Origin of the sequence: Nocardioides sp. NPDC057767 (assembly GCF_042798275.1) — a bacterium.
Lineage (GTDB): Bacteria > Actinomycetota > Actinomycetes > Propionibacteriales > Nocardioidaceae > Nocardioides.
In genome coordinates this window covers 41,451-62,419 of record NZ_JBHVKJ010000010.1, presented here as the reverse complement: position 1 = coordinate 62,419, position 20,969 = coordinate 41,451, and the positions used below count along the sequence as shown (strand labels likewise).

At 68.3% G+C, this 20,969-nt stretch carries 18 protein-coding genes; 13 read left to right on the top strand and 5 right to left on the bottom strand.

Annotation, left to right across the window (positions count from 1 at the left end):
* Positions 1-43: 43 nt before the first annotated feature.
* Entirely contained in the window at positions 44-619 is a 576-nt protein-coding gene (locus tag ACFVDI_RS07455; protein ID WP_378902314.1) for a mismatch-specific DNA-glycosylase, read from the top strand.
* 102 nt (positions 620-721) lie between these two features.
* Here ACFVDI_RS07455 and ACFVDI_RS07450 read toward each other — a convergent pair whose 3' ends face one another.
* Positions 722-1,879 (bottom strand): hypothetical protein, encoded by a 1,158-nt coding sequence (locus tag ACFVDI_RS07450; RefSeq protein ID WP_378902311.1) that lies wholly within the window; start codon positions 1,877-1,879, stop codon positions 722-724.
* Positions 1,880-2,069: 190 nt separating this feature from the next.
* Here ACFVDI_RS07450 and ACFVDI_RS07445 point away from each other — a divergent pair, with 190 nt between their 5' ends.
* A complete protein-coding gene (locus ACFVDI_RS07445) occupies positions 2,070-3,893 on the top strand; it encodes a hypothetical protein (RefSeq protein WP_378902309.1) in 1,824 nt (607 codons plus the stop codon).
* 16 nt (positions 3,894-3,909) lie between these two features.
* On the opposite strand, the gene ACFVDI_RS07440 is transcribed toward ACFVDI_RS07445, so the two are convergent.
* On the bottom strand, positions 3,910-4,449 hold the full coding sequence (locus ACFVDI_RS07440; RefSeq protein ID WP_378902306.1) for a TOPRIM nucleotidyl transferase/hydrolase domain-containing protein: 540 nt from the start codon (positions 4,447-4,449) through the stop codon (positions 3,910-3,912).
* A 74-nt stretch (positions 4,450-4,523) separates the two neighbouring features.
* Here ACFVDI_RS07440 and ACFVDI_RS07435 point away from each other — a divergent pair, with 74 nt between their 5' ends.
* Together ACFVDI_RS07435 and ACFVDI_RS07430 are read left to right on the top strand one after the other, a co-directional pair.
* The gene (locus ACFVDI_RS07435) at positions 4,524-5,273 is read left to right on the top strand and encodes a helix-turn-helix domain-containing protein (protein WP_378902303.1); all 750 of its coding nucleotides are present in this window, start codon (positions 4,524-4,526) and stop codon (positions 5,271-5,273) included.
* Positions 5,270-6,052 carry a hypothetical protein gene (locus tag ACFVDI_RS07430; RefSeq protein WP_378902300.1) on the top strand — a complete coding sequence of 261 codons (783 nt, stop codon included), beginning with the start codon at positions 5,270-5,272 and terminating at the stop codon, positions 6,050-6,052. Before ACFVDI_RS07435 ends, ACFVDI_RS07430 begins: the two co-directional genes overlap by 4 nt.
* A 25-nt stretch (positions 6,053-6,077) precedes the next feature.
* Here ACFVDI_RS07430 and ACFVDI_RS07425 read toward each other — a convergent pair whose 3' ends face one another.
* Both ACFVDI_RS07425 and ACFVDI_RS07420 read right to left on the bottom strand, forming a co-directional pair.
* Entirely contained in the window at positions 6,078-6,581 is a 504-nt protein-coding gene (locus tag ACFVDI_RS07425; protein WP_378902297.1) for a hypothetical protein, read from the bottom strand.
* A 150-nt stretch (positions 6,582-6,731) separates the two neighbouring features.
* Positions 6,732-7,367, bottom strand: a complete 636-nt coding sequence (locus ACFVDI_RS07420; RefSeq protein ID WP_378902294.1) for a nucleoside/nucleotide kinase family protein — start codon at positions 7,365-7,367, stop codon at positions 6,732-6,734.
* Between the two features lie 522 nt (positions 7,368-7,889).
* Between ACFVDI_RS07420 and ACFVDI_RS07415 the strand changes: the two genes are divergently transcribed.
* The 3 genes from ACFVDI_RS07415 to ACFVDI_RS07405 all read left to right on the top strand — a co-directional run bounded on the left by ACFVDI_RS07415 (position 7,890) and on the right by ACFVDI_RS07405 (position 13,769).
* On the top strand, positions 7,890-10,994 hold the full coding sequence (locus tag ACFVDI_RS07415; protein WP_378902291.1) for a DUF3427 domain-containing protein: 3,105 nt from the start codon (positions 7,890-7,892) through the stop codon (positions 10,992-10,994).
* 128 nt (positions 10,995-11,122) lie between these two features.
* The gene (locus ACFVDI_RS07410; RefSeq protein ID WP_378902288.1) at positions 11,123-13,354 is read left to right on the top strand and encodes a DNA/RNA non-specific endonuclease; all 2,232 of its coding nucleotides are present in this window, start codon (positions 11,123-11,125) and stop codon (positions 13,352-13,354) included.
* Positions 13,347-13,769, top strand: a complete 423-nt coding sequence (locus ACFVDI_RS07405; protein WP_378902285.1) for a hypothetical protein — start codon at positions 13,347-13,349, stop codon at positions 13,767-13,769. Before ACFVDI_RS07410 ends, ACFVDI_RS07405 begins: the two co-directional genes overlap by 8 nt.
* A 15-nt stretch (positions 13,770-13,784) precedes the next feature.
* On the opposite strand, the gene ACFVDI_RS07400 is transcribed toward ACFVDI_RS07405, so the two are convergent.
* A complete protein-coding gene (locus ACFVDI_RS07400) occupies positions 13,785-14,705 on the bottom strand; it encodes an AraC family transcriptional regulator (protein ID WP_378902282.1) in 921 nt (306 codons plus the stop codon).
* Between the two features lie 53 nt (positions 14,706-14,758).
* On the opposite strand from ACFVDI_RS07400, the gene ACFVDI_RS07395 reads away from it, so the two are divergent.
* The 6 genes from ACFVDI_RS07395 to ACFVDI_RS07370 all read left to right on the top strand — a co-directional run bounded on the left by ACFVDI_RS07395 (position 14,759) and on the right by ACFVDI_RS07370 (position 20,940).
* Positions 14,759-15,442 (top strand): class I SAM-dependent methyltransferase, encoded by a 684-nt coding sequence (locus ACFVDI_RS07395; protein WP_378902279.1) that lies wholly within the window; start codon positions 14,759-14,761, stop codon positions 15,440-15,442.
* 48 nt (positions 15,443-15,490) lie between these two features.
* Entirely contained in the window at positions 15,491-17,248 is a 1,758-nt protein-coding gene (locus ACFVDI_RS07390; protein WP_378902276.1) for a DUF429 domain-containing protein, read from the top strand.
* A 51-nt stretch (positions 17,249-17,299) separates the two neighbouring features.
* Positions 17,300-18,838 carry a molybdopterin-dependent oxidoreductase gene (locus ACFVDI_RS07385; protein ID WP_378902273.1) on the top strand — a complete coding sequence of 513 codons (1,539 nt, stop codon included), beginning with the start codon at positions 17,300-17,302 and terminating at the stop codon, positions 18,836-18,838.
* 83 nt (positions 18,839-18,921) lie between these two features.
* The gene (locus tag ACFVDI_RS07380; protein ID WP_378902271.1) at positions 18,922-19,560 is read left to right on the top strand and encodes a fasciclin domain-containing protein; all 639 of its coding nucleotides are present in this window, start codon (positions 18,922-18,924) and stop codon (positions 19,558-19,560) included.
* Between the two features lie 37 nt (positions 19,561-19,597).
* Entirely contained in the window at positions 19,598-20,197 is a 600-nt protein-coding gene (sigK, locus tag ACFVDI_RS07375) for an ECF RNA polymerase sigma factor SigK (protein ID WP_378902268.1), read from the top strand.
* On the top strand, positions 20,194-20,940 hold the full coding sequence (locus ACFVDI_RS07370; RefSeq protein WP_378902265.1) for an anti-sigma factor domain-containing protein: 747 nt from the start codon (positions 20,194-20,196) through the stop codon (positions 20,938-20,940). The genes sigK and ACFVDI_RS07370 overlap by 4 nt, the downstream gene beginning before the upstream one ends.
* Positions 20,941-20,969 lie beyond the last annotated feature (29 nt).

The window sequence follows — 20,969 nt, the reverse complement described above, 5'->3', positions numbered from 1 at the left end:
ACCCCGGGCGGGGAGGTCGTTACGCAGATGCAAGGATCACGCCGTGGCCCGCTTCACCCAGGCCGAGCTCCAGACCTACTACGGCGCCTCGGTCCCCGACCTCCTCCCGGCAGACGACCAACCGCTGCGCCTCCTCTTCGTCGGCATCAACCCCGGCCTGTGGACCGCCGCGACCCAGACCCACTTCGCGCACCCGCTGAACCGCTTCTACCCGGCGATCTTCCGCGCCGGGATCACCACACGTCCCATCGACGCCTCCGCGGGGATGACGCCGGAGGACCGCGACTACTTCCGGTCCCGGGGCATCGGCTTCACCAACATCGTCCGACGCGCCACGGCCAAGGCCTCCGAGCTCAGCAACGCCGAGCTCAAGGAGGGCGGCGCCGAGCTGTTCTCCCTGGTCGCACGCAGGAAACCGACCGTCGTCGCGATCGCCGGGATCACCGCCTACCGGACCGCCTTCAACCGGCCGAAGGCCAAGCAGGGCCGCCAGCCCGAGCCCCTGGCCGGCGCCGAGCTCTGGGTCGTGCCGAACCCGTCGGGCCTCAACGCCCACGAGACCGTGCCGACCCTGGCGGCTGCGTACGCCGAGGCGGCCCGTGCCGCCGGGCTGATCTGACCTGTCGAGACGTCACTCCCGCCGGCCGAAGCGTCGCTTACGTCGTTCGAGTGCGCACACGCGTGCCAACTCGGCCGACGTAACTGACGTCTCGGCGGAAGGTCAGAACCCGGAGGGTGGCTGGGGAAGCTCGGGAACCCCGAGCTTCGCCAGCAGGGCGACCGCGTCGTCGGCCGAGACCCGGGACGACTGGGAGTGGAGCATGTCGTCGACGGCGAGATCGACCTCGGCGGTGAGGCAGACCAGCACGTCCTCACCCTCGGCGTCGGCCGGCCCCTGGAAGGCGACGACCGGCAGGTAGGCGAGGTCGAGCGAGGCGGCCTTCTGCAGGACACGTACGGCACCGAGCACCTCGCCGCGCGGATCGCTGACCTCCAGCGGACGATCGTCGACCGACGCCACCCCGTCGGCGGGCACCGAGACCACACCGGCGGTCGAGGGGATGTCGTACTGCTCCACCACGGCGATCCCGCCGGGGTGCACCACGACGGCCTCGATCTCCCGGCCGGAGACCGGCACGTTGAGCACCACCAGTGCCGACTCGAGCTGGCCGAGCGCCTGGCGGAGCTTCTCCTCGCCGAAGGTCTCCGGGGCGCCGAGGTCGAGCATCCAGCCGCCGGCGGCGGTGGCCACCCAGGAGGCGGTCTCCTGCTCCTTGAGCGCCATCAGCTTCTCGGCCTCCTGGCGCAGCCGGTCCCGCTCGAGCGCCGCGTCGTGCGCGCGCCGGCGCTCGTCGTCGAGCTCGGCGCGCAGCATCGCGACCTCGCTCTCGGCCAGCTGCTGCAGCTCCCGGCGGCGCTCAGCCTCTCGGGCACGCTCCTCGGCGGCCTGCTTCTCGGCCCGCAGCCGGGCGACCTCGAAGCGGCGTACGCCCTCCTCCAGGAGGCCGAGGGTGCGGTCGGAGACCGCGACGTCGGCACCCGACTCGAGCCGGTCGCGCAGCGCACCCCAGTTGACCTCGGGGTGGTCGGTCACCAGCGCCTCCAGCACCTTCAGGAGTACGTCACCCTCCACTCCCGCACGCGAAGCCAGCGATGCCTGGTTGAACCGAGCCGGCGCGGGCGCCGGGGTCGAGGCGGGCGCCAGGCTCCACTGCCCCGGAGGCCCCTCGACGAAACCACCCGAGCCGAGCACGGCGAGCAGCTCCTCCTCGGTCAGCAGCACCCGCTTCCCCTTCAGCGCGGCGCGCAGGACCTGCAGGCTCAACGGAGCCCGCAGGCGCAGGATCTCGGCGACGGCCGGCTTGGAGGATTCAGGCATAGGGGCTGGTTGGAGGGGTCGTTCTCGCAGGCGCGGCGATCGTACACCGCAGCACCGACACTTCCCCGCAACCATCGGACGGCGGTCACCCCGGACATCTCGGCAGGAGTCGAAGTTCCCTCACGAAAGAGCCGGGTCGTTGACGTACGTCCCCTTTCCGTTCGCTGTACGTTTTTGTGAAAGGAGGGGCATGTCTGCGATCAAGCGCGTGACCAACACGTCCGAGGCCGAGGCGCTGGCGGCGTTGCTCAACGGCGACACCCGCACCAAGCCGACCGTGGTGGTGACCGTCGCGTCCGGACACACCGATCCCTACGCCGACGTGGAGCGGATCGCCGCCGAGATCGGCGACCTCGCCGACCTCTACCTGGTCACGACCGGCGGCCACACCTGGGCCTTCTCCAACAAGATGACTCCGGGCACGCAGGTCTACGGTGGCGCCGGGCGCGTCTACCCGATCGGCCTGGGGTGGAACGTCGACCTGAAGCAGGCACCGCTGCGGTTCGCCTGGAACAAGTCCGAGGGCAAGAAGCTCACCGGGCAGCTCATCGACGACGCCCTCGACATGGCCGCGGCCGCCGGCCTCTTCGACAGCGCCCGCACCGCCTCCACCCGCGAGCGCCGCGCCGGCACGGTGCGCTCGATCATGAGCGAGCGCGCCCTGGTCGACCTCGGTGGCGGTGACATGGCATCGATCCCGCCGCAGCTCGCCCAGGCCGGGGTGCCGATCGAGCGCGTCCTCGCCCCCGGCATGCACGTCGACGGCGTCCTGGAGAAGAAGTCACGCTGGCTCGACATCCGGGAGAGCCGGCCCACCGCAGAGGAGGCGCTGAAGGCGTACGCCGCCGGGGACGTCGTCCCCGCTCAGGTGCGCTCCGTCCTCGCCGGCTCCGCGGACCTTCGCCTGCATCCCGACGTCACCGTCGAGGTCTTCCGCTCCGACGTCACCGGTGACCCCGACGACGACCTCCAAGCGCTCCTCACCCCCGGCGAGGTCGTGCTCGCGCGGGTCGTCGCCACCGGCCCGAAGTGGCGACTGTCGCTGCGCGAGGTTCGCGAGCACGACACCGCCCGCGAGGCCCTTTCCCTGTACGCCGGTGGCCCGCCCTGGCTCGACCCGGACGCTCCGCCGCCGGCGATCGTCGAGCACGTCGAGTCCGTCCCGGAGCGCCTGGCTCCTCAGCCCGCCGAGAGCACGCCGGACGCCGCTGCCGAGCCCGCGCCCGCGGCTCCGCCCAAGCCGGCGATCCCGACCCCGGCGATGATGCCGCGCCGCAAGGGCGAGCCGGTCCGCGCTCTCCGGCCGGCGCCCGCACCTGCGCCCGAGCCGGTGCCCGCGAAGGAGCCTGCGCCGGCGAAGAAGGCCGCGGTGCAGTCGATGTCGCTGCAGGTCACCGCGATCAAGGCCGAGAAGGCTCACCTCGAGGCCGAGCTGGCCGAGCTCCGCGACCAGGTCTCGGGGCTGCGCAACGAGCGCGTGCAGTTCGCCAAGGACCTCGCCCGCGCGGCGCGTCAGGTCGAGACCCGCGACGCCGAGCTGGCCCGGATGCGCTCCCAGCTGCGCCGCGCCAAGCAGCGCACCGCGCCGCCCGAGGTCGCCCTGCCCGTCTTCGCCGACCGCGAGCGCGGCTTCCGCCACCTGGTCGAGGCCGCCTGGGCCCGCCGGATCCCGGTCGGCGAGCAGCCCACCCGGCCGCTGCCCGACTACGCGATCGGCGAAAGGTTCCTCGACAGCGTCGAGGCGCTCGAGGGCATCACCGTCGACAAGATCGCCGACGTGGTCATGGAGGTGCTCACCGGCCTCGCGGAGCAGTCGACCGGGCGCGAGCTGCACCAGCTGCGTACCTCTGCCGGGGGCAATGCCGCGCCGCAGTCACGCTCCGACGGCGCGGTCTGCTACCGGGTCTCGATGCAGATCCACACGCCCAGCGCCCGCCGGCTGCACTTCTGGAAGTGTCCCGACGGCACCATCGAGCTCTCCCGCGTCGTCGTCCACGACGACATGGAGCCCTAGCCCGGGAGGCTCGGCCTCAGCCCCAGCACCAGGTCAGCAGCCCGACCAGCGGGTCCGGGATCGCCTCGATCTCGACGGCCTCGCCAAGGATCGTCCCGTAGCGGATCTTGCGTCCCGAGGCGGTGCCGAAGAAGCGGTGCAGCTGGTCGGCGACCTCCTCGCCGCGGTGCTCGGGCTGGTTCTGCAGCGTACGGAACTTGCCGCCCTCGCCGTTGGCCTCGAGGATCTCGACGATCCGCGCCGCACCGATCGCCCGGATCATCTCGTCCTCGAGATCGCGGCGGCACGCGAAGAACCCCTGCCCGGAGAGGTCCTCGCCGAGCTGGCGACCGAGCGCGTTGGCGACGAAGCGCTCCTCGGCCTCGTCGTAGAGCCCGCCGACCCGATGGCCGGCCGCCGTCGTCTCCTTGATGAACCGGCCGGCGTTGCCGGCACCGTTCATCGAGACGACCTCGATCCCGAGCTCGACCAGCTCCACCCCGTACCGCGGCGCCAGCGCCTCCACCAGAGCCTTGTCGGACTCTCCTTCGACGAGCAGCGTGATCGGTCGCGTCATGGCGGACACCTTAGAAGACGGTACGTCGGCACGCCTGTTCCATATATGCAACAGTCTGGACTAGCGTTGCATATATGGAACAGGACGTCGGGCGGCTCGTCGCGGAGTGCATCGAGCACTCGGGGCTGAGCGCTCGGCAGGTGGCCGTCCGAGCGGGCGTGTCGGCCTCGACGGTCCACCGGATCGTCAACGGCGTGGTCAGCCCGTCGGTCGACACCCTCGACACCATCACGACGGCCTGCGGGGCCGGGCTGACGCTGAGCGCCGCTCCGCTGGCGACACCGGCGGCCGCGGCAGGTGCGCGCGCGATTCTGGATCCGCTCTATCCGGCAGACGTCGCCCCCGACATCGAGCTGTGGGCCGGCCGGCTCGACGCCTGGGCCGACGGCGACCCGGTCGAGATCGTCGAGGAGGCCGCGCGGGCCTCCGGCGTACTGCACCGTCCGGACGCCGTCCGGCTGAGCGGGGAGGCCACCATCGGCCGGCTCGCCTCCGCCGGCGATGCGTCCGGACAGCGGTGGGCACTCTCCGGTGCGGCCGGCCTGGACCTCCCGTCCTTCGACGAGGCTCTCCCCCGGATCTCGGTGATGTGGTGCGAGGACCCGAGCACTCTTCAGCCCCTTCTCACCGGCGGGACCCTCCGCCCGGCGTCCGCCCCCAACGACGCCACCGTGGTCGTCGCCGCCGCCGAACCCGATCTGTTCCTGGGCACGTTCGAGCGCGACCGGATCGTCTACGCCGCCCCGATCCAGATCGCCATCGACGCCATCTCCGTCGGCGGCGACGCCGCGGACCGAGCCCGCGAGGAGATCCGGACGTGGTGACGAAGCAGCCCCGCTGGGCACCGGACCCCGAGACGTACGCTGCCCGCAAACCGGCCACCGACGACACCTTCCGGGTGGTCGCGGACCGCGAGGCCCAGGTGGGCGACACCGGCGTCTGGTGGACCGAGGTCGACCTCTCCCGGATGCTCCCCGGCGACACCGAGCGGGCCTGGCGCCGGTTCCGCGCGAGCCTGCCCGAGCTGGTCTGGAACGCGGCGCAGCTCGAGGGCAACGGCTTCACCCTTCCCGAGGTCCGCACCCTCCTCGCCGGCATCACCGTCGGTGACCACCCGGCCGCGGAGGAGCGGCAGGTGCTGGCGCTCGGCGAGGCGTACGGCACCCTCCGCGACCTGGTCGGCTACGGCAGGTTCCACATCGACAAATCGACGTCCGACCGCCTCAACCGCATCCTCGCCCGCCACGAGTCGCCTGACGCCGGGAGGTTCCGCGGCGAGGGCACCCTGCGCCGCGGTGGCAGCGAGCTGCTCCGGACGCGCTTCGCGGGGCTGCGGGAGCGTGTCGCCGAGACCGGCGACCCCCGGCTCCAGGCACTGATCTACTTCTGCTCCGCCGCCCGGACCCGGTTCTACACCGCCGGCAACAGGCGCACCGCCTTGCTGATGATGACCGGCATCCTGATCTCGAACGGCTTCGACCCCATCACCGTCCCCCACGTCCGACGCCTCGAGCTCGACCACGCCCTCGACACTCTTGTCACCACCGACGACGCCACCGAGCTGATGTCGTTCCTGGTCGACTGCGCCGTCTCTGAGGGCTGATGTGGTGTGCCTTTCAGCGCTTGATCTACCAGCGATTCGGATGCGGTGCGCGCCAGTTGGCGAATCGGTCTCGGGCCCGGTCGATGCCGAAGTAGATGATCCCGAAGACAATGCCGGCACCTGCCCCGCCTCCTGCCATCTGGAGAACGTCACTGATCGAGTCCGCCGGATCCACAAGCACCAACACGTTCCCCGGCTCACCTCCGATGCGATAGACGGTGTGGAATTCACCGACGTCAGGGACGGAGCACCCTTCGATCTGTACGAAGGTTTCGTCCATGCCCTCCGGAGGGTTCAGGGAACGCCAGGTGACGGCGAGGTTGGGTCTGGTCGCATCGCTCCCGCGCGAATGGCAGTCGTCAGTTCCGGGATGTGCATCCACTCCTACGACTTCGGCTCGTTCCTTCGCGTCGCCCTGGACATCGAGCCATTCGCCGGCGGGGAAGAGAAGTACCAAGCCCCCGATCAGGACTGCGCCGCCCAGTGGATAGCGCAGCCAATCGGGCCAGCGCTCCCACACCTCAGGCATTGATCGGCGTGCCTTAGGTCTGCGAACCTGACGCACAACCCTCTGGGAGGACCTTTTCTTCAACTTCCGTCGCCGCTTCTGACGACGCCGCTGCCGGGCATCGCTCATCGTTCACGCACTCCCGGGGATAACGGTCAAGGCCGTCAGACCTTAGCCCGACACGAAGCCATCGAGGACGAGATCCGCCCGATCCCGGGTCGCCCGCACTAGTGCGGCGTTGCGCAGGTCGCTCGCAGCGATCTTCGCCTCCGCCTCCTCCCGCGACCTCCCGCCGGCGAGGAACCGCTCGAGCAGCCTCGGCACCAGAACCTCATCCGGAACATCGACGAACCAGGCCTCGTCCAGCAGACCACGTACGTCCCGCCACGGCCCCTCCTCCAGCAGCAGGTAGTTGCCCTCGGTGATCACGATCGGCTCATCCTCGATGACCACCCCACCCGGGATCGGCTCGTCGGTCACCCGGCTGAACGTCGGCCACTCGACCCGTTGCTGTCCCGCTCGGACCTGTCGCAACGCCGCCACATATCCCTCACCATCGAAAGTGTCCGGCTCCCCCTTCCGCCCCCTCGCCCCCATCGCGTCCAGCTCCGCGTTGCTCCGGTGGAACCCGTCCATCGGCGCCACCACCGCGACGGGTCCGTCCTCGTTGAGTACGTCCCGCAGCCGCTCCGCCAACGTCGACTTCCCCGCCCCCGGCGGCCCGACGATCCCGAGCAGGAATCTGCTGCCGACCTTCTCCTTCAGCTGCTCCGCCAGCCGAAGGAGTCCGCTCTCACTGACGGCCAACGTAAACCTCCCGACGCACCCCGAGCCGATCGGCAATCGGGCCTTTTACTAGACGATGACACTCCGCGAAACCCGCTCGCGCCGACGGATCCAGCCACATGATCACGTCAAGCCCACGCCAAACGGCAACAGGTGGCGATCCCCGCATCCCCGATTCGGTGGATACCTTCCGACGCAGATCGACCACGACTCGATCACGAGCGCCAATGGAACCATGACGTCCCGAAGGCCACTCTCCCGATGAGCACGGCGCTCCTCATCGGCGCAGGTATCGGCTACCTGCTGGGCATCCTCGTCGGCGTGTGGATCGCGCACGGTCGCCGGACCGCTCACTAGATCGCCGCGTTCGAGCTACCGCGTAGCGCTCACCCAAACGACCAGCTCATGCGGGATCACCACCGCACGTGATGGAGCGCGCTTGACGCGTCTCGTAGAGGTGACTGAGAGAGGTACTCCCCACATTTGAGGAGGGGATTTGCGAAATTCCGACCATCCAGCGACACCGTTAGAGAAGCTGGACAGGTGTCAGACCTCGGATCGCATGACGGCCTCTACGAACTGCTCATCACCAACGACCTTCAAGACCAGCTCAGACGAGTAGCCGATCGCGACGTCGAGACCGTCCACGTGGACCAGGCCGACCAGCCGCATGTGCTTGCGCGCCATGTCTATCAGGCAGCCGTACGCAGCCTTGAGGCTGTGAAGGATCCCGAGTTGCGGGTGAAGGCTGCCAACGAGCTCATTACCCAACTGGAGACTTGCGATACGGACCACATCGTCGCTCCCCCGACCGAGCTCCGCCGGATCAGCAGTCAGCAGGGCCCAGGCACTGTCACCTACCTCAACACCCGCCCGAAGACGCCGCTCACTGAGGCAGCGCTGCTGACGAACTCCAAGGAGGAGCCCAGCCTCGCCGCCGAACTCCGCGCCGAGATCGACACGGCCGACGAAGTCGACCTGCTTTGCGCGTTCGTACGCTGGTACGGCCTTCGCCTCGTGGAGCCCGAGCTGAAACGACTCCGCGACCGCGGCGCGCGCCTTCGGGTCATCACCACCACGTACACCGGGTCCACCGAACGCGAAGCGCTCGACCGACTGGTTCGGGACTTCGGTGCGCAGGTGAAGGTTCAGTACGACGCTCAGCGCACTCGTCTGCACGCCAAGGCCTGGATGTTCCGCCGCAATACCGAGTTCGACACCGCGTATGTGGGGTCCTCCAACCTCACCCGGACGGCCATGGTCGAGGGCGTGGAGTGGAACGTACGCCTGTCTCGCAAGGGCACGCCCTCTCTGTTCGACAAGTTCACCGCCACGTTCGATACCTACTGGAACCACGGCGACTTCGAGTTGTACGACCCCGAGCGAGACCGGGATCGGCTGGACGATGCGTTGGCCGAGGCATCCGGCCGGAGCCGTGGAGATCGAGTCACGATCTCGCTCTCGGGCCTTGAGGTCAGGCCGTATCCATACCAGCAGAAGATGCTCGACGACCTCGACGCGGAGCGTACGCTGCACGACCGGCATCGCAATCTCGTGGTCGCTGCGACGGGGACCGGAAAGACCGTCGTCGCTGCTCTCGACTACCGACGATTCGCAGAGAACAACCCTGAGGGGAAGCGTCCAAAGCTCCTGTTCGTGGCGCATCGCAAGGAGATCTTGCAGCAGTCACTGCGGACCTACCGCGAGGTCCTCTCCGACGCGACCTTCGGCGAGCTGTACGTCGACGGAGCTCGCCCGGAGCGTTGGGAGCATGTCTTCGCCAGCGTGCAGTCACTGAAGTCGTACGGCGTCTCTCAGATCCCACCGAGCACCTACGACGTCGTCGTCATCGACGAGTTTCATCATGCTGAGGCAAGGTCGTATCGCGAGCTCATTGACCACCTAAGGCCCACGGAGCTGGTCGGTCTAACCGCGACGCCCGAACGCGCGGACGGGGTCAACGTCGCGTCATTCTTCGACAATCGCATCGCCACCCAGCTCCGGCTGTGGGACGCACTCGGCGCAGACCTCCTCTGTCCCTTCCACTACTTCGCTGTATCCGACAACACCGACCTCCGGACCGTGAAGTGGGTGCGCGGAAAGTACGACGACACAGCACTCTCCTCGCTATACACCGGTAACGATGCTCGCGCCCGGATCATCCTCAACGAGCTCCGCGACAAGATGCCCGACGTGTCGCAGATGCGTGCCCTCGGCTTCTGTGTCGACGTGGCGCATGCCAACTACATGGCGAAGGTCTTCAACGAGGCTGGGATCCCTGCCGGAGTCGTCACCGGCACCACTGCCTCCGCCGTACGCCGTGATTCCATCGCCGCACTGCGCGAGCGACGACTCAACGTGTTGTTCTCCGTCGACGTCTTCAACGAGGGCCTCGACATCCCTGACGTAGACACCGTCCTGTTCCTCCGGCCCACTGACTCAGCCACAGTCTTTCTGCAGCAGCTTGGTCGTGGCCTGCGGCGCACCCGCGACAAAGCCGTTCTCACAGTTCTCGACTTCGTCGGCCATCAGAACAAGCAGTTCTCCTGGGATCGAAAGCTTCGAGCCATGACCGGGCTGACCAGAGCTGCTCTCCGCCGCGAGGTCGAACGCGGCTTCCCGTTCCTGCCCGCCGGTTGCCAGATCGTCATGGACCGCGAGGCACAGACGATGATCGTCGACAATCTCAAGTCGCAGATCTCGAACCGCTGGCCCTCGATGGTTCAGGAACTGCGCTCATACGGCGACCTTGCCCTTTCCGAGTACCTCAACGAGTCGGGGATGGAATTGCCCGACGTTCTTCGAAAGGGCCAGCACTCGTGGACGGAGCTGCGCCGCTTGGCTGGCCTGCCCGTCCCGGAGGGCACCTCCGCCGAGTCGAGACTGCTGCGTCGCGTACGCGCGTTTTCCCACGTAGATGATCCGCTTCGCGCGACTACGTTCTCTCGGATGCTCGCAGACGACGCACCGTCGTATTCATCGCTTTCCTCCGACGAGCGGCGGTTGGCCGACATGCTCTTCTTCTCGCTCTGGCCCGATGGCGGCGGATTCGATTCAATCAATGCCGGATTCGCTGCCCTCCGGTCAGAGCAGGCGACACGGTCCGAGATCAAGGCTGTGGTTGACCTCGCCTTCGATTCCGCACGTCACAGCCTGTCTAACCTTTCCGGTTCGCTTTCCGAGGTGCCGCTCATGGTCCACGCGCGCTATCAGCGCGAAGAGATCCTGGCGGCACTGGGATATGCAAGCCTCGACCGGAAGCCGAACTCCATGCGCGAAGGCGTCAAGCACATCCCAGAGCTCAACGTGGATGCGTTCTTCATCAACCTCAAGAAGTCGGAAGCCGACTTCTCCCCCACCACGATGTATCGGGACTATCCGATCAGCCCGACGCTGTTCCACTGGGAGACGCAGTCCACTACCTCGGTGACGAGCAAGACTGGACAACGCTATCTGACCGGCGCAAGCAGCGTGCTGCTCTTCGCACGTGAGCAGGCCGACGGGGTTTTCGGCACGTCGCCCTATCTCTTCCTTGGCCCGGCCACCTATGTCTCCCACACGGGTGATCGCCCCATCGCGATCACCTGGCGCCTGGATCACGCCATGCCAACCGACTTCTTCACCGCGGCCTCGGTGGCCGCAAGCTAGGCCTTGAGGCCTAGCGATGCAGCACGGGCCAACGAACCGGCTGCGCCCAGGTTGTGCGCTCTGCCAGCGTGGGAGATTTCTTTGCTTGATTCGGTTTAGATGTCGGTGGTCGCGGGTAGAACACTCACGTGAAGGCTGCTCGGGCGGCATTGAGGGATCTGGCAGGCAGGCGGGCGTTTGGCCGTCTGCTGGCCTCGGCGACTCTCCTGCTCGCGTTGCTCACCGCGCTCCCGGCCGCAGCGATCGACGTGCCGTTCGACCCGTTGCCGATCCCGGGCGAGGACGCGTGCAACAACCTCGATGCGCCGATTCCGGCTTCACCTCACGGATTCGGATCGTTCGTCGTAAAGCTCGACATCGACCGAGCGGGGCGATCAGCAGATCCGTTTGCCGACCAGCACCCGGCGTCGATCGAGTCGGTCTACGGGACTTCACCGCAATGGTTCACCTACGACAACGGCTGCACCGGGCAGTTCGTGGCCGAAGCCGGGACGGCGCTCAGCAACATATTGCTCGAACTCGCCGGCCTGCTGCCGAACTGGTCCCACGCCCTGCTCCACTCGGTGCTGTCCCCCAGCTCATGGCTCATCGCACTCGAAGAACCCGTCGTGGAGGCCACGACTGCGACCGCGCAGGGAGTGTGGTCACCATGGCTACCGATCGTCCTACTTCTCGTCGTCGTGATCATCATCTTGCGTTCGCGAGCCGGTCGATTCGCAGACTCAGCCACCGCAGCGGCCTGGGCGCTCCTCGTACTTGGCCTCTCGTCCTGGTTGATGAACTACCCGTTGGAGGCTGTCCACCTCGTCGATGACGGCGTGCGAGGAGCGACCGAGTTGATCGCCACGTCGTTCAACGACGACAAGGCTCTCCCGGAAGACGCAAGAGACCTCGGCGACGAGTCGGCGGTCGTCGCGGTGGACATCCAGTTCGATCACATCGTCCGAACGACGCAGTACCGCACGTGGACCACCGGAGTCTTCGGCAATCCCGACTCGGCGACCGCCAAGGAGTACGGGCCGAAGGTCTTCGCGGCTACGCACTTCTCCTGGGAGGAGTACGAGACCTACCGCGACGATCCCGAGGGTGCTGGCGCGAAGATCGTCGAGAAGAAGGCCGACGACTTCAAGACGTACGCCGAGCAGATCAAGGAGACCGATGCGCTGGCGTACGACCACTTCAAGGGCGGTCACTGGTCGCAGCGAGTCACGACATCGCTCGTAAACCTCGCCATGATCCTGGTGACCTGCGGTTTCCTGCTTCTGGCCGCTCTCGCCACGCTGCTTGCGTACGCCCTAGTGCGGCTTCTCGTCCCCTTCTCCCCGGCGCTGGGTGTGCTGTTCATGATCGATCGCACCCGCGATGCGGCGGTCGCGATGCTCAAGCGCGTCGCCGGGCCGCTGGTGATGGGCCCGATCTGCTTCCTCGTGGGGCTTCTGCTGCTGCGATTCTTCGCTGCCATTCTTGCGACCGACGCCCTCTGGTTCGTCCTCAAGCTCGGCCTCATCGGTGTGCTGACGTACGTTGCTTGGAAGCTGGTCCGGCCGCAGGCCTACACCGTGGGGCCCGTCCTGAATGGCGCCTTCGCACCCTTGAGGGCAGCACTGGCGGCTCGTATGGGCACCGTCACGGCCGACGTCGCAGCGAGCCCATCAAACAGGACCGAGGTGGCTCCGACACAGTCTTCTGGGGCGCCATCCAGTTTCGTTCTCCCCTACATGCCACTGACGGGATCGTCCTGGACTGATCCAGATGCAGCAACCTTCGTGCCGTACGTGCCCCGACAGGTCGAGACGGCCTCAGCGGGTGCGGTCCCATCTGGCGAGGCTGCGACGCAATCAGACCGACGTGTGCAGCGCACGCTCAGACTCTCGTCTACCGACCCGGCCCACAGAAAGACACTGGCGAAACCTCCGCCCGAATCTACGGTCCTGGTCGACGATCGCTTCTTGTACAGGACCGACGAGGTGAGTCGGGTTTGGCAAGCAGAGGCGACTCTGAGCGAGTACGACCCCACCCACCCGCGCAATGTCGCGGCGCAACGCAATCTCGAGGACAAAATCAAGAACGTCGACCACGCAGGGCATCTGTTTGCCCGGATCTTCAAGGGCCCTGGCGACCTGATCAACCTGGTCCCCATGCATGGCAGCAAGGTGAATCAAGGTCAATACCGACGGCTTGAGAATCTCTGGTCAGACCGGATTCAGGAGGGGAAGACGGTCGAGGTGACGATTGATCTCGACTACGACGGATCCAGTCGTAGACCAACCGACATCGTCGTCACCCACGTGGTCGACGGCGTTGAAGCGACTACATTTATCGAGAACGAAGAGCCCGATCCAGGAGGCACAGATGCTTGACACCAGTAACGAGTTGCTGGAGTCCATCGGGCACGTTGCCCTCGACTCGGCTCCAGCCGACTGGCAGAGCATCACGATCGCCATGTCGGGTATGGCGAACTCAACGACCGTCCGCGCCGAGGTCTCGACCCCGCAGGGCAGCCAAAACCTTTCACTAGGTGCGGCGGGAGCTCGCAACGCACACAAGCTCCGAAAGTCCATGTACACCCACGGCGCGGGCACCTGGTATCGCGCAACCATGACGATCGACGCGCAGCGGCGCCTCCAGGCTGACTTCGACTACTACGGCAAGCCCTACGACGAGTCCGAAGAGGGCAAGGACTTCATTCGCGATCTCCTCCTGCAGGACCATGCCAAGTACCCGCGAACCCCCGATCTCCTGCCGGAGTGGCATCCGTCCAAGCAAGTCGCGTAAGTCGCCTTACGCGACTCACACCTCCCGACGCCAGCGGTCGGGGGTTGTGCCGTAGCGGGCCTTGAAGCGGCGTACGAGGTAGCCGGGGTCGGTGAGGCCGGTGCGGGTGGAGATGACCGACAGGGGCAGGTCGGTCTCGCGGAGGAGGCGGCGGGCTTCGGTGAGGCGGCGCTCGGTGAGCCAGTCGAGGAGGGTGCGGCCGGTGCGTTGACGGATGACCGTGGTGAGGTGGCCGGGGGTGTAGCCCAAGGATCGGGCGAGGTCGCCGGCGGAGACCTTGGTGGCGTACGTCCTCTCGATCTCGTCGAACACGCGGCTGACCAGCGGGTCGGGGGCGATGGGGGCGCTCGGGGCCAGCCGAGCCGACGCCACCAGGAGGTTCGTGAGGGTCGCGGTGACGGCGTCGTGGGCGCCGAGGCGGTCGGGGTGGCGTAGCTCCTCGGCCAGATCAGCCAACATGGCCTCCCAGCGGGGGCGCTCGGCTTCCGGTACGAGCGCGCGGCGACCGTCGGCGGCGAAGAGGGCGAGCAGCGGGTGGTGGGTCCAGGTGAGCGGCGAGATCGAGGCGAGGGCGGGGATGGCGTCGGGGGTGAAGGCCACCGACCAGGCGCGAGCGTGGGTGAGCTCGGCGAGCGACTCGGCGGCGACGACCTCGCCGGGAGCCACCGCGTGGACCTCGCCGTCGCGCAGCGCGACCTGCCGGCCGTCGAGGCCGACGGCGCCTCCGCCGCGCTCGACGTAGGCCAGCACCCAGAAGTCGTGGGCGTGCCGGTTGTCGGGAGGTAGGTGCTCGGTGTCGCAGTCGGGATCGAAGGGAACGACCCTCACCGCGGGCATGCCGGGGCGCTGCTCCCAACGGTAGATCGGGGTGCCGTCGGCCCGGACCGTACGCACCGAGCGCGACAGCGTCGCAGCCGAATCCGAAGAACGTCCCATCACTACCTACTTCCCTCCCACCGCAGATCCGCAGAATGTCCCATCGTGGAATCATGACCACCATACAGATCATCGACGGCCGCGCCGAGAGCGATCGCGGCCGCGAGTTCCTCCCCGGCATGGGCCGCACCTGGCTCCTCCCCCTCTACGACCTCTTCACCCGGTTCGCCCGCGTGCGGCCGCTCCACGAGCGGACGGTCGAGCTCGCCGGCATCCAAGCCGGCCAGACCGTGCTCGACGTCGGCTGCGGCACCGGCAACCTCTCCTTCGCGGTGCTCCGCGCCGTCCCCGGAGCCGTCGTCACCGGGCACGACCCCGATGCGAGCGCGCTGCGGCTGGCGGCCCGGAAGGCGGGTCGGCGGGGCGTACGTCTCTCGCTGGTGCAGGGGTACGCCGACCGGTTGCTGCCGAAGGACGGCAGCGTCGACCACGTCGTCTCCTCGCTCGCGCTCCACCACGTCGACGAGGCCGGACGCGAAGGGTTCGGGCGCGAGGCGTACCGGGTGCTCAAGCCCGGCGGGCGGGTCACCATCGTCGACTTCGGGGCGCCGGATCATGGGCCGGGTCACGAGCACGAGCACGAGCACGGCCACCGGCACGGGAGGTCTCGACAGGCTCGACCACCGGTGGCGGGGATCGTCAGCCTGCTCACCGACGCCGGCTTCACCGACGCCCGCGAGATCGACCACATCGAGCACCGGTTCGGGCCGATCACGATCGTCCAGGCGACCCGCTGACGCACCTCGGTGTTAGACCCGCGCAGCACGGGCGGGCAGGCTGGCCCCATGTACTTCATCGGAGTCGACCTCGCCTGGGGCGTTCGCAGGCCGACGGGCCTGGCCGTCCTGGACGAGGAGGGCCGGCTCGTCCACGTCTCGGCCGCGAAGACCGACGACGAGATCGTTGCCGCCCTGGAGCCGTACGTCGGCAGCGACTGCCTGGTCGCGATCGATGCTCCCCTGATCGTCACCAACCCCACCGGGAACCGGCCGGCCGAGGCGGCGCTCAACAAGGACTTCGCTCGCTTCGACGCGGGCGCGCATCCCACCAACACCAGCAAGCCGGAGTTCGGCGAGCAGCCTCGAGGAGCCCGGATCGCGGCCCGGCTCGGGCTCGACATGAACCCGCGGTCCGGTCGGCGCCGCCGGGCGATCGAGGTCTACCCGCATCCCGCGACGGTCGCCCTGTTCCGCCTGGGCCGGACGCTGAAGTACAAGCACAAGTCGGGGCGTGAGGTCGACCAGCTCCGGGCCGAGCTGCTCGTGCTGCTCGGCCTGCTCGAGGGTCTCCAGAGCTCCGAGCCGCCGCTGCGGCTCGACGACCCGTCCTGGCTGGCGCTTCGGACCGCCGCCGAGAACGCCGTACGCAAGAGCGAGCTGCGCGCGGTCGAGGACCAGGTCGACGCGGTGCTGTGCGCCTACATCGGCCTGTTCGCGACCCGGGCACCGGACCGGACCACGACGTACGGCGACTTCGCCACCGGCTACATCGTCACGCCGACGCTGCCCGACGATCTCCGCCCCACCCCGCGTGGGCAGGCCGAGTCGAAGGTCCACGACCCCGGGACCGCGGTCCGCGAGTACGCCGCGATCCAGCCGATGCTGCAGGAGGCGGCCGACCAGTACGTACGGCTGGTGACCTCGATCCTCGACGAGGCGGGCATCAACTACCTCACCGTGACCTGTCGCGCGAAGTCGGTCGCGTCGTTCGCGGCCAAGGCGGCTCGCACCGTCGACGGACGGCCGGTCTACGCCGACCCGCTCCGCGAGATCACCGATCAGATCGGGCTGCGGGTGATCACGTACGTCCACAGCGACGTCCAGGCCGTCGCCGAGCTCCTCGACGACCAGGTGGTGGTGCTGGACGACCGCGACATGGGCGAGGAGACCGCGAGCGAGGGCCGGTTCGGGTACGCCAGCCGTCACCTGCTGGTCAGTCTCGACCCCGCTCGCGAGGGCCAGGCGGCGTACGAACTGTTGCGGGGCCGCCAGGCACAGATCCAGATCCGCACCGTGCTGCAGCACGCCTGGGCCGAGTTCGAGCACGACATCCGCTACAAGGGCACCATCCCCAGCGAGCACGTGCCCGACTTCGACCGCCGGTTCACGCTCGCCGCGGGCCTGCTCGAGCTCGCCGACCGCGAGTTCTCCACGATCAGGGACCGGCTGCGGCAGGGCGTGACCGGCGCCAGCACCGAGGCCGTCGACGACGACCCGCGGATCAGCCCGCGAGAGCTGGCGGCGTTCCTCGCCGGGCAGTACGCCGACGCCGGCTGGTCGCGCACCGACCACTACGGCTGGATCTCCGGCGTCATCCTCGAGCTGGGGATCACCTCGCTGACCGAGCTCGGCGACGCGTTGCGCTCGGTGGACGAGGACACCCTGATGGCGCGGATGGACTACCGCTACCCGCCGGGCGCCGTGCGGCGGCTCGACGACGCCCTGCTCTGGGTCTACGGCGACACGTACGTCGAGCTGCGTGCCAACGCGCACCGGGCGCCCGGCCTGCGGGCCAGGCTCGCCAAGATGCGCGACTCGGACTGATCGTCTCGGCGGGCATCAAATCCGATTCGGGGGCGGGCGCGAATCCCCGCTATGAGACACCTGGATCGTCATACCCTCGCCCATGCCGCCGCCGGTGTGCTCGCCGGAGCGGTCGGAATGTCCGTCGCGCACCTCACGGCTGCCCTGCTAACACCAGCCTCCTCCCCCGCGCTCGCGGTCAGCACCGCCGTCATCGACGCCACGCCCACCCCCGTCAAGGAATGGGCGGTGCGTGAGCTCGGCAGCGCCGACAAGCCGATCCTGATCGGCAGCGTGCTGCTGGTCACGATCGCGTTCGCCGCCGTGATCGGCGTCGTCGCCCGTCGACGCCTGAAACTCGGAGTCGGCCTCATGGCGGGCCTCGTCCTGCTCGCCGGCGCCGCCGTGGTCCGCCAGCCCCTCTTCGAGATCGCCAACCTCGTGCCGACGCTGGTGGCGCTCGTCCTCGGCCCAGGCCTGCTGGTGCTGCTGACCCGCGCCCTGACAGCTGAGCGCACCCCGGCTCACCGGCAGGACGCCCCGGACGAAGGCGCGGCCACCCGCCGCAGCGTCCTGATCGGGTTCGGCGCCCTCGCCCTTCTCTCCGCCGCGGCCGCGACCGGCGGGCAGATGATCGTGCGGGGCCGTACGGCGCTCGCCGACATCATGCTGCCGCGGGTCCGCAAGCCGTTGCCGGCGCTCCCGGCAGGTCTGGAGGAGACCCACAAGGGGATCTCCCGGTTCATCACCCGCAACCGCGACTTCTACCGGGTCGACACCAAGCTGGCCGTCCCGATCGTCGACCAGAACAGCTGGTCGCTGACCATCGACGGCGACGTCGACCGCGAGCTCACCTTCAGCTACGACGACCTGCGCGCGCGGGAGAACGTCGAGTACGACATCACCCTGACCTGCGTCTCCAACGAGGTCGGCGGCAAGCTCGTCGGCGCGGCGCGCTGGACCGGCGTACCTCTCAAGGAGCTGCTCGAGGAGGCCGGTGTCGGCAGCCGCGCCGACCAGATCCTCTCGACCGACGTCGAGGGCTTCACGATCAGCACCCCGCTCGAGGCCGTGATGGACGGCCGCAACGCGATGGTCGCCCTCGGCATGAACGGCGAGGTCCTCCCTCGCAGCCACGGCTTCCCGGCCAGGCTGGTGGTGCCCGGCCTCTACGGGTACGTCGGTGCCACCAAGTGGGTCACCAAGCTCACCCTGACCCGCTATGACGAGGCGACGGCCTACTGGACGGACCGGGACTGGGCCATCGATGCCCCGATCAAGCTCTCCAGCCGGATCGACACGCCCCGGCCACTGAGCAACTTCGAGGCCGGCCGCACCGTGATCGGTGGCGTCGCCTGGGCCCAGCACCACGGTGTCGCCAAGGTCGACGTACGCATCGACGGCGGCCGTTGGCAGCCGGCCGAGCTCGGTCCGGACGCCGGGATCGACTACTGGCGCCAGTGGTTCATGCCCTGGGACGCCGAGCCCGGGAGCCACCAGCTGGCCGTCCGGGTGACCGATCGCGACGGCAACGTGCAGAGCGATGAGCGGGCCACCCCGTTCCCCGACGGGTCCAGCGGGATCCAGGAAATCGTCGTCACGGTCACTTGATCAGAAATTGGCGAAATCCGATCTGGCCACCGTGCCGAAGCCCTCATGACAGCAAGAAGAACCATCCCTCGAAAGGCCCTTCCATGAAGATCAACACCATCACCCGCACCGGCGGCGCGGCCGCTACCCTGGCCCTCCTGATGGGTCTCGGCCTCTCGGCATGTGGCTCCGAGGACACCGCCGCCGAGAGCGACAGCGGCTCCAAGACCTCCGAGACCACTGAGGCCGCGCCTGAGACCGATGACGCCGGGGCGCAGACCTTCGGTGAAGGCTGCAAGCTGATCCCCGCCGACGGTGCCGGCTCGTTCAACGGCATGGCGACCGCGCCGGTCGCCTCTGCTGCGAGCGCCAACCCGCTGCTCAAGACGCTGGTGACCGCCGTCGGCGAGGCCGAGCTCGTGGACACCCTCAACAGCGCCGACGCGCTGACGGTCTTCGCCCCGACCGACGACGCCTTCAAGAAGATCCCGAAGGCTGACCTCGACGCCGTTCTCGCCGACAAGGCCACGCTGACCAAGGTCCTCACCCACCACGTGGTGGCCGGTCAGCTCAGCCCGGACGAGGTCGCCGGTGAGCACGAGACCCTGGCCGGTGACATGATCACCGTCGAGGGCGAGGGCGAGGAGTTCACCGTGGGCAAGGAGAACGCCAAGGTTCTGTGCGGCAACATCCCGACCGCCAACGCCACGGTGTACGTCGTCGACACCGTTCTGATGCCCTGATCGGGACATCGAACCGAACATCCGCGAGGATCTACACATGAGATCGCTCAACTCAGTCCCCTCCGACGACTCGTCGTCGGAGGGGACCGGGTCCCCAGGACTTGCCGGGCTGCTTCGTCGCACCGCCCGAGGCGACGAAGCTGCCTTCGCCGCTCTCTACGACGCGACCTCCGCCCGTGTGCACGGACTGGTGCTGCGGGTGGTGCGTGATCCGGCTCAGGCCGAGGAGGTCACCCAGGAGACATTCCTCCAGGTGTGGCGTACGGCCAGCCGTTACGACGAGAACATGGGCAGCGCTCATTCCTGGCTGCTGACCCTGGCCCACCGCCGGGCCGTCGACCGGGTCCGGTCCGCGGAGTCGGCCGGCCGCAACGACACGGCCTACCACGGCACCACCCAGACCCCACCCCACGACACCACGGCCGAGACCGTGGAGGCCTCGTTGGAGGCCCGCCGCGTCCACGCCGCACTCGAAACGCTGACCGCAGTGCAACGTGAGGCGCTACAGCTGGCCTACTTCGGGGGTTACACCCACACCGAGGTCGCCACCATGCTTGACCTACCGATAGGCACTGCAAAGACCCGTATCCGGGACGGACTGATCCGCTTGCGCGACGCGATGGGAGTGAGCCGATGACCGCGCACGACATTCACGCCCTCTCCGGCGCCTACGCCGTCGACGCCGTCGACGACATCGAGCGCGCTCGGTTCGAGGAGCATCTCGCCGTCTGCGCCGACTGCCGCGACGAGGTGGCCAGCCTGCGCGAGAGCACCTGGATGCTCGGCAGCCTGACCGACGCCGCGCCTCCGCCCGAGCTGCGCGACCGGCTGCTCGCCGGCATCAAGGAGATCCGGCCGCTTCCGCCCGAGACCCCGCCGATCCACGAGGACGTTCCCGAGCGTTCAGGCACGTCGCCCCGTCACCGGTTCGGCTGGCGTACGTTCGCCGCCGCGGCCGCTGTGCTGGCCGTCGTCGGCACCGGAACGGTCGCCGCGGTCGAGCTGATCCGCGACGACTCCAGCCAGACCATGACGACCGCTGAGCGGGTGCTGGGTGCCAAGGACGCGACGACCGTGGCCATCGACCTACCCGGCAAGGCCCGTGCCCGGGTGGTTCGCTCGGTCTCGGAGAACAGGGCGGTGCTGGTCACCTCCGGCATGCCCGCCGCTCCGGCCGGCAAGGTCTACGAGCTCTGGCTCCAGCACGACGATGTCATGGTCCCTGCCGGCCTGATGCCGGCCGGCAGTGACCAGACCTTCGTCCTCGAGGGCGACGCCGCGGATGCGAGCGCGGCCGGGATCACCGTCGAGCCCGAGGGAGGCTCCGACGAACCGACCTCGGCTCCGATCGCTCTGTTCGACTTCTCGCAGGCCACCTGACCTGCGAGAAGGGGAGGCCGGCCTGGAGG